We start from the raw sequence: 11,794 nt of genomic DNA on the forward strand, positions 1-11,794 counted from the left end.
TTGGGGCTTTTCTTCTGGCAGGTGCCAGGTTTGTTGGCTGGAAAGGGGGCGAAGCCTTAATAGGCTTCGCGGTAAAGGGCCAGGGCGTCTTCCTCGGTCACTTCAACCGGGTTGTTGACTAAAAGGCGCGATTGTTTCATCGCGTCTTTTGCCAGCATCGACAGGCTGTTATCGGTAACATTGACGTCGCGCAAACGGCGCGGCGCACCGCTTTCATCCATCAGGGCCAGCATGTGGCTCACAAAGGCTTCGGACCGTGTATTGGCATCGCCCGTGCCTTCAACGCCCATCACGTCAGCCAGTTCGGCATAAAGGGGAGCGGCGACCTTGGCATTGTAACGCAGGACCGGGCCCAGCATCAGGGCGTTGGTCAGGCCGTGCGGCAAATGGTAATGCCCGCCCAGCGGGTAGGCCAGCGCATGAACGGCAGCCACTGGCGAGTTGGAAAAGGCCTGGCCTGCCAGCATGGCACCCAACAACATATTTTCGCGGGCTTCGCGGTTGGTGCCGTCTTTGCACGCAGCCAGCAGGTTGCTGCCTAAAAGGCGCAGGGCTTCGCGGGCCAGGGCATCGGAAAGCGGGTTTTTCTTGAATTTGGATGTATAGGCCTCGATGGCATGGACCATCGCATCAATGCCGGTGGCGGCGGTATGAATTTGCGGCAGACCAGCGGTTAATTCCGCATCCAGCAAAACAAAATCGGCATAAAGCTGGCGGGAAACAACACCCATTTTGGTGGTTTCGCCGGTGGTGATGATGGAAATATTGGTCACTTCCGACCCCGTGCCCGCCGTTGTCGGAATCAGGGCGAGGGGCAGGCGTTTGCCTTTGACATTGCCAATGCCATACATTTCCGAAAGGGGCTGGTCGCTACCAGTGATAACAGCGGCGAGTTTGGCAATATCCAGCGATGATCCGCCGCCAAGGCCGACAACAATATCGGCATTTTGGGCGCGTGCAATGTCAACGCTTTTCATCACGATGGCTTCGGGCGGATCGGCAACAACATCGTCAAAGATCGATACCGCAAAACCAGCCGCTTCGAGTGCGGTTTTAACAGGCGCGATCAAGCCCGCATCAATCAGGCCACGGTCCGTCACCAATAGGGCGTTGCGCTCGGCAAAACGTTCGGCCAGTAAATCGCCAAGACGGGCAGCGCCGCCCCATTCAACATAAATATCGGCCGCGGTTGTAAAGCCGAAAGGATTGAGGGTCATTGTTTCCTCCGTAAGGGGTCGTTTATTGCGTTGTCAGCGTTAGCGAATGGCGGTGCAGAAATATTTGATCTCCAAATATTCCTCGATGCCGTATTTGGAGCCTTCACGGCCCAAACCGGACTGTTTCACACCACCAAACGGCGCAACTTCATTGGAGATCAGGCCGGTATTGTGCCCGACCATGCCGTAATCAAGGGCTTCGGCGACACGCCAGCTCCGGCGGGCATTTTCGGTATAGAAATACGCCGCCAGGCCAAATTCGGTGTCGTTGGCCATTGCAACGACTTCTTCTTCGGTCTCGAATTTGAACAGCGGGGCAACCGGGCCAAAGGTTTCTTCGCGCGCGACCTTCATGGACTGGGTGACGTCGGCCAGAACGGTCGGCTCGTAAAAGGTGCCGCCCTGTGAACCGCGCGTGCCGCCGGTCACAACCTTTGCCCCCTTGGATAGCGCATCGGCAACATGTTCCTCGACTTTCGCCAGGGCATCTTCGTCAATCAGCGGGCCAATCAACACACCCTGTTCGCTGCCGGAACCCACTTTCATGGCTTTAACCCGTTCGGCCAGCTTGGTGGCAAAGGCATCGTAAACACCGGCCTGGATATAAAGGCGGTTGGCACAGACGCAGGTTTGTCCGGCATTGCGATATTTCGATACCATTGCGCCTTCGATGGCGGCATCAATGTCGGCATCGTCAAAAACAATGAAGGGGGCATTCCCGCCCAGCTCAAAGCTGAGTTTTTTGATGGTCGGAGCACATTGACCCATCAGAATACGGCCAACTTCGGTTGATCCGGTAAAGGACAATTTGCGCACTTTGTCCGATGCGGTTAGCACGCCGCCAATTTCGCGTGCCGGGCCGGTGACAACCTGAAACACCCCTTTGGGGATGCCGGCTTGCTCGGCCAGATAGGCCAGGGCCAGGGCGGTCAGCGGTGTTTGTTCAGCCGGTTTGACAATCATGGTGCAGCCCGCGGCCAATGCCGGGGCCGCCTTGCGCGTGATCATGGCGGCAGGGAAGTTCCAGGGCGTAATTGCCGCACAAACGCCAATCGGCTGCTTTAATACGATCAGCCGTTTGTCAGTTGTCGGTGACGGGATGGTATCGCCATAAACCCGTTTGGCCTCTTCGGCGAACCATTCAACAAAGGATGCCGCATACATGGCTTCACCTTTGGCTTCCGCCAGCGGTTTGCCCTGTTCGGCGGTCATCATGGCGCCAAGGTCATCGGCATTTTCAACAATCAGGTTAAACCAGCGCCGCAAAATGGCCGCCCGTTCCTTGGCCGCCAGGGCGGACCAGTCAGCAAAGGCACGCTCGGCTGCGGTGATGGCGGTTTCGGTTTCGACACTGCCCAATATCGGCACGGTCGCAACAACGCTGCCATCAAATGGATTGGTAACATCCAGCGTCGCGCCTTTGGGGGATGTGACCCATTTGCCATCAATCAGACAAGCGGTTTTCAAAAGTTCGGGATTTTTCAGCTTGAGCATTTTTCCTCCTTGAAAGTTCATTATATTGAACTTATATCAATTAGTTGAACCAACGGTGCCGCCAAACACTGTTTAAAGTCAAGAAGGAAAACGGGCATGGCAGAAATTGAAACATCCAAGGCAGGTGCAACTGCCGTTCCGGCATTGCGCCGTGCAGTTGCGATAATGGATTTTGTCTCAGGGGCATCAAAAGCACCCAATGCCGCTGAAATTGGGCGGGTTTTGTCTTTACCCAAAAGTACGCTGCACGGTTTGTTGCTTGCGATGGCAGAGCTGGGACTTTTAACCAGAGGTTCAGACGGCACCTTTAGTGCCGGTCCGCATCCGATGCGTTGGGCCAACGGATTTTTGGCTCAAAATGACCTGGTGGAGGTTTTCAAAACCTACTTTGCGGAGACTCGTGAGTTCGCCGAATATACCCTCACAATGACAGTGCGAGACGGTAACAAGGTGGTTTATGTTGCCTGTTCCAATGCCAGTTTGCCGCTTGGCGTAACGTTTCGCATTGGTATGCGTCTGCCTGCCGCCTTTACGGCAACCGGCAAGGCACTATTGGCCGAACTGGACCCCATTACAGTCCAGGATTTGTTTTCCGGGGAATTTCCCGCTCCTTTAACATCGCGTAGTGTGCGGAACCTTGCCGAACTTTGCAGCGATCTTGAAGAATCTCGGCAAAGGGGGTTCTCGATCGATGACGGGCAGGTTCGCGAAGGGATGATTTGCCTGGGCACCGCACTTTATAACCATGCCGGCGATGCGGTTGCCGGGCTGGCGATTTCGCTGACCCGAAGCGAGGCTACAGCCAAAGCCATCGCAGACTTGGGTGGGAAACTGGTCAATGCAGGCAGGGAAATCTCGCGGCGTCTTGGTGCCTGACACATTTGCTTTGTGTCGTATGCTGCCTGGGATATTTCGACAACTTGTGGCACAGGATATGGTCGGAGAAACCAATTTATCCGGTGCCCCGGTTTTTGATTATACCCAGGACTGTCTTGTCGCCACAATGGACTATCGGGTGTTGATCCGCTCCCTCCATTTGCCCTTTTCAGTATTAAGCGATGCGGATCTGGCGCTGGTTACAGCCCTGAAATTGCCTGTTTTTACAGTCGAAGGCATGACCCTGATGCGCCGTTTAACCCTGGCCATTCGTGACGGTCTTATTCGCCATGTGTTTTACCCCATCGAAAACCCCGCCGGGTATGTCGAGGATGTTTTGGCGTGGCTGAAACAGGCCGGGAGATAACCGGTTTAAAGCGACTGTTTTGAAAAACCGGTGCGAATGGCACAGGCCCAATCAGGCCGGTGGTTGTGGCCGGCCATTTTCAGTACGCTCCAGCAAATAAATCACGTCATCATCCAGTGTGGCATGGCTGGCAAAAATGCCACATACAAGTGGGATGGATTATGGCATGCCACCCCAAAACAAAAACGGGGATGCACAGAATGCACCCCCGTCTGATCGGTCGATCTAACCTTGCTTAGCTGGCAAAGGCGAAATGCACCTTTACGGCCTTGCTGCGGTCGCGCGCCATGTCAAAGGCGGCGACGGCATCATCAAGTTCAAAGCTGGTCGTGATGATCGGTTTGACATTGATCTTGCCACTATTAATAGCATGAACTGCCTGGGCGTATTCTTCATGGAAGCGGTGTGTGCCGACAATCATCAGTTCCTTGGCCACAACCGGGTTGAAGGACACCGGAATATCACCAGCTACGCCAACCTGCACCAGAATGCCCTGCGGGCGCAGCATCTTGATGGCCGACCCAATGGCCGGGGCGGCAGCGGAGCATTCAAAGCATACATCAATCTGGCCTTTGCCCTCTTCATATTGGGCGAGGTCAGTGGCATGACGGGCGATGTTAACGGCCTTGTCCGCACCCATTTGCAGGGCGATATCCAGGGCATAGTCCTGAAGGTCTGTAACAATGATTTCCGCTGCACCGGCCTGTTTGGCAGCGGCAACACATAATGCACCAATCGGCCCGGCACCCGTGACCAGCACGCGCTTGCCCGAAAGATCGCCCGCACGGTTGACGGCATGCAGGCATACGGCCAGCGGTTCGGCGCAGGCGGCCTGGGCTAGGCTGGTTTGTTCGGAAACCGGCACACATTGCGCGGCATTAACTGTCATCACATCACGAAACGCGCCCTGAACGTGCGGCAGGCGAATGGCCGAACCAAAGAACCGCATATCCAGGCAATGCTGTTGCAAATTCTTTTTGCAATATTCGCATTCCCCACACGGGTGGCTGGGATTAAGGGCCACTTTTTGACCGATGCTAACGTTATTAACATCGTCAGAGACGGCAATCACCGTTCCCGCAACCTCATGCCCCAAAATGATGGGTTCGCGCACGCGGATCTGGCCGATCCCGCCTTCATAAAAATAGTGAATATCCGAACCGCAAATCCCGCCAGCCCCGATGCGGACAGTGACCTGTCCGGACGAAAGGGGGGCAACATTATCGGTTTCGATACGCACATCCTGTTGTCCGTATAAACGGCAAACACGGGTTTCCATCTTTTGATTACTCCATCAGGGACGGCAGCCAGGTCGAGAAGAACGGCACATACGACACCAAAAACAGAATGATGATGTTCGTGATCAGGTAGGGCACAAGGGCCTTGATGACCGGGCCGAGCGGCGACTTGGCGATATTGGCGCAAATAAACAGGCAAATGCCGACGGGCGGGGTGGTCAAACCAATCATCAGGTTCAACACCGCAAAGACTGCAAAATGGATCGGATCAATGCCGACATTTTGCGCCAGCGTCAGCAAGGGCACGAAAAGAATGATCAGGGCTGCGATGGTTTCCATGAACATGCCCACCACCAGCAGCACCAGGTTGATCAGCAGGATCACGACATATTTGTTATCCGTCAGCGCCAGCACGGCATCGGAAATCATGGTCGGGATGCGTTCGGACACCAGGATCCAGCCAAAGACATTGGCAAAACCAACCAGGGCCAAAATGGCGGCGGCTGTCACCGCGCTATCAATCAGAATACCCGGAACGGCGCGAAGCGGCAGATCACGGTAAACAAACGCACCAACGACGAAGGCATACAGGCTGGCAATAACGGCCGTTTCGGTCGGCGTGGCAATCCCGCTTAGCAAGCCGCCAATGATCAGGGCCGTCATCGCAAGTGCCCAGAAGGCCCCCATAAACGACCTGCCCAGTTCGCCCATACCCTGCCACGGTTGATGGGGGAAGTCATTTTTGACCGCCAGGATATAGGTCGTCACCATCATGGCAAGCCCCATCATCATGCCCGGAAGGGCACCGGCGATGAACATTTTCCCAACCGAAATGCCCGACAGTGCGCCAACGATAATCATGGGCATGGACGGCGGAATAATCGGCCCAACCGTTGAAGATGCCGCTGTAACAGCTGCCGCAAACGGGCCGGAATACCCCGCACGCTTCATGCCCGGAATCATCATGCCACCAATGGAGGCCGCATCGGCCACAGCCGTGCCGGAAATGCCACCAAACAGCATGGAACCGGCAACGTTGGTCAGGCCAAGGCCACCGCGCATCCAGCCAACCAGGGCGTTGGCAAAGCGCACGATACGGGGCGTAATACCGCCGCCATTCATCAAATTACCGGCCAGAATAAAACCGGGAATGCACAGCAGGACAAACACATCCATGCCGGCAAACATTTTTTGCGGAATAATCACCAGCGGCATGCCCTGCATCAACAGGTAAGCCATTGATGACAGGCCAAGGGTAACGGCCACGGGCAGGCCAATAATCAGGCCAAGGACAAAAACACCCAGCAGGACAGCAAGGCTCATGGTAACTCTCCGGACTGGCCTTCGGGTTTGCCGTTAGATGCGCCTGCCAAAACGCGAACAACGCGCAGCAGCGCAAAAAGTGACAGCAAAATCAGCAAAACAAAAACAGAAGCATGAACAAAATCCATGCGAACCCCCATCGCAGGGGAGGTTTGCCACCGGCCGATGGAAACAAACTGCCATGCGGGCATAATCAGAAGCCCGGCAAAAACGGTTGTCAGGATGGCGGAAACAAACAAAAGCGTTTTTTGAATGGGTGCAGGCAGAATGTCTGTCACCAGTTCCACATTGACCAGTTCGCCATTGCGATAGGAAAGGCCTACGCCAAAGGCTGCCATATAAAGCAGGCATTGGCGGGTAAATTCCTCGGTCCAGACCGGGGAATCAGGCAGGAAGGTGCGCGCAAAGACCTGTACCAGAACAGTGGCAAATAACAGGCCAAAGGCAATGCCGGTCAAAATACGGCAAAGCGCGATCAAAAGGGCATAAAGACGGGCGGCAGTCACGATAACTCCCCTTTGCCGGGAATGGCCCGGCTGCAATGAACAGCCGGGCTTTCAGAGACTTATTTCTTTTTGGCAAACAGGTCCTGGACAATCGGGCGAATGTCGTCAGACACGTTTTTCAAAACAGCGGCTTCGGCCTGTTTGGCAAAGGCGGCCTGGTCCACATCAACAAAGGTCATGCCTTTGTCCTGCAGTTCTTTGGTCAGGCGTTTTTCGTCTTCAAGGAACAGACCACGCTCGAATTTCTGTGCACGGCTGGCGGCTTCCATCACGGCTTTCTTGTCTTCATCCGACAGTTTCTGCCAGGTGATTTCCGAAATGGTCAGATAGATCCAGGAACGTACATGGTCGGTTTTGTTGACGTATTTCTGCACTTCGTTGAAACTTGCAGAATCAATCAGCGCCAGCGGGTTTTCCTGGGCATCAATCGTGCCAGCCTGAAGCGATGTAAACACTTCCGAGAATGCCATCGGGGTCGGGCGGGCACCAAGGGTTTTCCAAACGTCAACAAACAACGGCACGTTCGGCACGCGCAGTTTCAGGCCGTCCAGGTCGGCCGGGGTTTTGATCGGGCGGTTGGATGTCAGTTCACGCGGGCCACGGGCAAAATAGGCAATCGGGCGAATGCGAGCACGTTCAATGATCTGTTCTTCGATCTTTTTGCCAATGTCGCCGCTGGCAACTTCGTCCATTTCCTCAAGCGAGGAATAGGCATAAGGCACCGCCAGAAGGGCCGCCATCGGTGCCCAGTTCTGCAGGCTTTCGCCGGTAATGGTCATGTCGACCGAGCCCAGCTGCATGCCGTTGATCAGGTCAATTTCCTTGCCCAGCGTTTCGTTGGGGAAAACCTGCACGTCAATGCGGCCCTCGGTCAGCTTGGACAATTCTTCGCCAAACTTCAGGGCGGCCTTGTTCCAGGCATTCTGTTCGTTGGCCAGGTGCCCCAGTTTCAGGGTCATTTCGGCAGCATTTGCACTGTGCATCATAAACAGCGCAGTTGCCCCGGCCATAAGCATGGTTTTTGTTTTCTTGAACGTAAGCATCATTTTTCCTCCCATAATGTGGTGATGCCTCAGGGTGACGAAACCGGTTCGGAATCGTCGAATAGTTCGGAACGTGATTTGGCAATATCTGGCAGCGTCAGCAGGATCTCTCGGGTGTGGCGGCGCATGGCGGCACCGGCCTTTTGCGGGTCGCCTGCTTCGATGGCGGCCAGGATCGCTTCGTGCTGGGCGACAATATCTTCCATCGAAAACTGGAAATAACTCAGGAAGCGCACCCGGTCGAGCTGGGCACGCACATCTTCAACCACTTTCCAGGCATATGTTTTTCCTGCAGATTCCGCGAGGCAGCGATGAAAATCATGATCGAGGGCAAGGAAAGATTTGGCATCGCCTTGCATGGCGGCGCGCTGGGCTGAAATCAGGTCGCGCAGACGGTCAATCGCGCCATCAGACGGGTTGCTGGCGACATAACTGGCAATGTCGGCTTCGATGGCTTCGCGCACAAAGCGCGCATCAAGGACCGATGAAATGGAAATTTTGCGAACATAGGTGCCGCGCTGCGGGCGGATTTCAAGCAAACCTTCGTCGGCCAGTTTGATAAAGGCCTCGCGCACGGGCTGGCGACTGACATCATAGGACCGTGCCAGTTCCGCTTCGGAAATACGCACGCCGGGCAAAAGATCGGCGCACACGATCCGCTCGCGAATGATGCGATGGATTTGCGGGCCAACCGCCTGATCGGTTGAAACAGACCAGTTATATTCGCCGGGATCGGTCATATTTTAACTCCTTGCGTTTTTTGTTTATGCTGCATACTACCATACTAGTCAACCATATTCTGGCATGTTATGATGCCGGTTACCAAGTTATAGACTGTGGACATGCAGCCACGCCAACACAGAGAGAACAGCATGAAACAAACCTGGAGATGGTTCGGCCCCCATGATCTGGTCAGCATTGACGATATTTGTCAGGCTGGCGCAGAAGGGGTGGTTTCCGCCTTGCATCACATTCCCAGTGGCGCGGTCTGGAGCCCGGCTGAAATCGCCAAACGGCAGGCAGAAATTGCGACCATGAAAGATGGTGCGCCGTCGGGTTTGAAATGGGACGTGGTTGAAAGCCTTCCGGTTTCCGAAGACATCAAAAAGCAGGAAGGTCCATGGCGCGAGCATATCGAAGCCTATAAGCAAAGCCTTCGTCATCTCGCCGCAGCAGGCATCGAGATTGTCTGTTATAATTTCATGCCGGTGCTGGACTGGACACGCACGCATTTGAACTGGCGCCTGCCCAATGGTGCCACCTGCATGCGCTTTGATCTGATCGATTTTGTCGCCTTTGACCGTTATATCCTGCAACGTCCAGGGGCAGAGGAGGGCTATGACGCCGCCCTTTTGGCCCAGGCAGAAGAACGCTTTGCCAATATGGATGAGGAACGGCGCGCGCAATTAACCCGCACGGTGGCGTTTGGCCTGCCAGGTTCGGTCGAGCAACTGACGCTGGATGATCTGCGTGCCTTGCTAAAAAGCTATGCCGGAATTGATGCCGAAAAACTGCGCCAGCATTTGATTGATTTTCTGGCCGAAGTGGTGCCGGTTGCGCGTGAAGTTGGCATTCGCATGTGCTGCCATCCCGATGATCCGCCCTTCGAGCTTTTGGGGCTGCCGCGCATCATGTCCACCGAGGAAGATTATCGCCGTATCATCGAGGCGGTTGATCTGCCGGAAAACGGCATTACGCTCTGTTCAGGGTCGCTGGGGGTGCGGGCCGAAAATGACCTGCCGGGCATGATGAAACGCCTGGGGCACCGTGTGCATTTCATTCATTTGCGCAATACCCTGCGCGAAACCGAAGGCCTGCTCTGTTCGTTCCACGAGGCGGAACATCTTGGCGGGGACACCAACATGGTAGACCTGATCGAGGCGATTTTGCACGAGGAAGCCAAGCGCAAGGCCGCAGGGCAGAGCGATTGGAACATTCCGTTCCGCCCTGATCATGGCCAGGATATTCTTGACGACCTTAACCGTCAGGGTCAACCGGGTTATCCGGCCATTGGCCGCCTGAAGGGGCTGGCGGAACTGCGCGGCGTCATGACCGCCCTGATGATGCGGCCCAATAACAAGGCATCGGAGTAACCATGACGGGATCTTCTGAGACTGTTGGCAAAGGCTGGCCGCAAAACCCGCTGGCCAATGCGGGCAATGGCATTGTGCATATTGGTGTGGGCGCGTTTCATCGCGCCCATCAGGCGGTTTATACCCAGCAGGCGATGCTGGCCGCTGGCGGTGACTGGCGCATTATTGGCGTCACCCCGCGCAGCACCGACATCGCCGACCAGTTAAATGCCCAGGATGGTGCCTTTTGTGTCATCGTGCGCAACCCCGCCGGCGATGAATGCCAGACCATTTACACCATTTCCCATGTACTGGCCGCCGCACGCGAACTTGATGCCGTGCTCGATGCCCTGAGTGATCCCGCCATTCGCATAGTGACCCTGACGGTGACAGAAAAGGCCTATGGCATTGACCGGCAGGCCATGAAAGTGTTGTCGGATCATCCGGCGATCGCCCATGATCTGGCCCATCCCGGTCAGCCGACAGGTGTGATTGGCATTTTAACCGAGGCCTTGCGCCGCCGCCGTGATGCAGGCAATGCGCCTTTCACCTGCCTGTGCTGCGACAATTTGCCGGAAAATGGTGCGGTTTTACGCGCCGGGATGGTTGATTTCGCCAGCCGCCTTGATGCCGACCTGGGCGAATGGATTGCACAAAATGTGCATTTCCCAAGTTCGATGGTGGACCGCATCACGCCTGCATCCACCGATGCGACTTATGAAACCGTGCGCGCCATGACCGGTCATAATGATGCCTGCGCGGTTGAAACCGAACCGTTTTCGCAATGGGTGATCGAGGATGACTTTCCCACTGGTCGCCCGGCATGGGAAAAGGCCGGTGTTTTGATGGTCGATGATGTTCGTCCTTACGAACATATGAAACTTCGCATGCTTAATGGCACTCATTCCCTGATTGCCTATTTGGGGCAGTTGGCGGGCTACAAATATGTGCGCGATGTGATGGCCGATGAAGATTGCGCAAAATTGGTTCATGCCCATATGCTGGCGGCGGCACAGACTTTGGTGCCGGTCGCAGCCCTGGATTTTGCCAGCTATGCCGATGACCTGGTGGCACGGTTCCAAAACCCGGCGATTGCCCATGAAACCCGGCAAATCGCCATGGATGGTACCGAAAAGTTGCCGCAACGTTTGCTCCACCCTGCACAGGACGCCCTGAAAGAGGGTAAGGAAATTGCGACTTATGCCATCGCGGTTGCCTTCTGGATGGCCTATTTGCATAAATTGGTGGTGCAGCGAAACGGTAACGACATTTCAGACCCACGGCAGGCGGAAATTATTGCGGCCTTGTCCGGGAAAGCCGCTGCGCAGGACATTTATAATGCCCTGTCTCAGTTGCCCGGTTTGTTCCCGCAGTCGCTGCTATCCTCCTCTGTCTGGATGCAAGCCGTCGTCTCACGGCTTGACTGTATCCTTACGCAGGGCGCACTTGGTGCCGTGACGGCAGAGTTGGGATAATTTTAGCACTCAACTGCTATCAAAATGACAGAAAACACCCGAATCACTTTAATGATTCGGGTGTTTTCATTTGAATATAGTGAGTTATTTTCTTTTTATTTAAAATTAACGTACATTTTTTTTGCGAATTTCCGACATTTGAGGAAATTTTTATTACACCGATATTTGCATGTAAATATCGGT

General features: G+C 55.0%; 11 protein-coding genes. 4 read left to right on the forward strand and 7 right to left on the reverse strand.

The annotated features are described in order from the left end of the window. Positions 1-56 precede the first annotated feature (56 nt). Both LF95_RS19400 and LF95_RS19405 read right to left on the reverse strand, forming a co-directional pair. Entirely contained in the window at positions 57-1,217 is a 1,161-nt protein-coding gene (locus tag LF95_RS19400) for an iron-containing alcohol dehydrogenase (protein ID WP_073956845.1), read from the reverse strand. Between the two features lie 39 nt (positions 1,218-1,256). After that, positions 1,257-2,711 (reverse strand): NAD-dependent succinate-semialdehyde dehydrogenase, encoded by a 1,455-nt coding sequence (locus LF95_RS19405; RefSeq protein WP_073956846.1) that lies wholly within the window; start codon positions 2,709-2,711, stop codon positions 1,257-1,259. A 96-nt stretch (positions 2,712-2,807) separates the two neighbouring features. On the opposite strand from LF95_RS19405, the gene LF95_RS19410 reads away from it, so the two are divergent. Together LF95_RS19410 and LF95_RS19415 are read left to right on the forward strand one after the other, a co-directional pair. Next, positions 2,808-3,587 (forward strand): IclR family transcriptional regulator, encoded by a 780-nt coding sequence (locus LF95_RS19410; protein WP_073956847.1) that lies wholly within the window; start codon positions 2,808-2,810, stop codon positions 3,585-3,587. Between the two features lie 58 nt (positions 3,588-3,645). Next, positions 3,646-3,954, forward strand: coding sequence for a thioredoxin domain-containing protein (locus tag LF95_RS19415; protein ID WP_073956848.1), 309 nt, complete (start codon positions 3,646-3,648; stop codon positions 3,952-3,954). Positions 3,955-4,189: 235 nt separating this feature from the next. On the opposite strand, the gene LF95_RS19420 is transcribed toward LF95_RS19415, so the two are convergent. From LF95_RS19420 to LF95_RS19440, 5 genes are read right to left on the reverse strand one after another with little or no spacing between them, the layout of a single operon-like run. Further along, a complete protein-coding gene (locus LF95_RS19420) occupies positions 4,190-5,233 on the reverse strand; it encodes an L-idonate 5-dehydrogenase (protein WP_073956849.1) in 1,044 nt (347 codons plus the stop codon). A 7-nt stretch (positions 5,234-5,240) separates the two neighbouring features. Then, positions 5,241-6,515, reverse strand: coding sequence for a TRAP transporter large permease (locus LF95_RS19425; protein ID WP_073956850.1), 1,275 nt, complete (start codon positions 6,513-6,515; stop codon positions 5,241-5,243). Beyond that, positions 6,512-7,021, reverse strand: a complete 510-nt coding sequence (locus tag LF95_RS19430; protein ID WP_143182114.1) for a TRAP transporter small permease — start codon at positions 7,019-7,021, stop codon at positions 6,512-6,514. Before LF95_RS19430 ends, LF95_RS19425 begins: the two co-directional genes overlap by 4 nt. Positions 7,022-7,080: 59 nt before the next feature. After that, on the reverse strand, positions 7,081-8,067 hold the full coding sequence (locus LF95_RS19435; RefSeq protein ID WP_252509836.1) for a TRAP transporter substrate-binding protein: 987 nt from the start codon (positions 8,065-8,067) through the stop codon (positions 7,081-7,083). Between the two features lie 26 nt (positions 8,068-8,093). Continuing rightward, on the reverse strand, positions 8,094-8,804 hold the full coding sequence (locus LF95_RS19440) for a GntR family transcriptional regulator (RefSeq protein ID WP_073956852.1): 711 nt from the start codon (positions 8,802-8,804) through the stop codon (positions 8,094-8,096). A 132-nt stretch (positions 8,805-8,936) separates the two neighbouring features. Here LF95_RS19440 and uxuA point away from each other — a divergent pair, with 132 nt between their 5' ends. Together uxuA and LF95_RS19450 are read left to right on the forward strand one after the other, a co-directional pair. Beyond that, positions 8,937-10,157: a mannonate dehydratase gene (gene uxuA, locus LF95_RS19445; RefSeq protein ID WP_073956853.1), complete on the forward strand. Its 1,221-nt coding sequence runs from the start codon at positions 8,937-8,939 to the stop codon at positions 10,155-10,157. A 2-nt stretch (positions 10,158-10,159) separates the two neighbouring features. After that, entirely contained in the window at positions 10,160-11,611 is a 1,452-nt protein-coding gene (locus LF95_RS19450) for a mannitol dehydrogenase family protein (protein WP_073956854.1), read from the forward strand. Positions 11,612-11,794: the final 183 nt, after the last annotated feature.

Origin of the sequence: Thalassospira sp. TSL5-1 (assembly GCF_001907695.1) — a bacterium.
Classification (GTDB): domain Bacteria; phylum Pseudomonadota; class Alphaproteobacteria; order Rhodospirillales; family Thalassospiraceae; genus Thalassospira.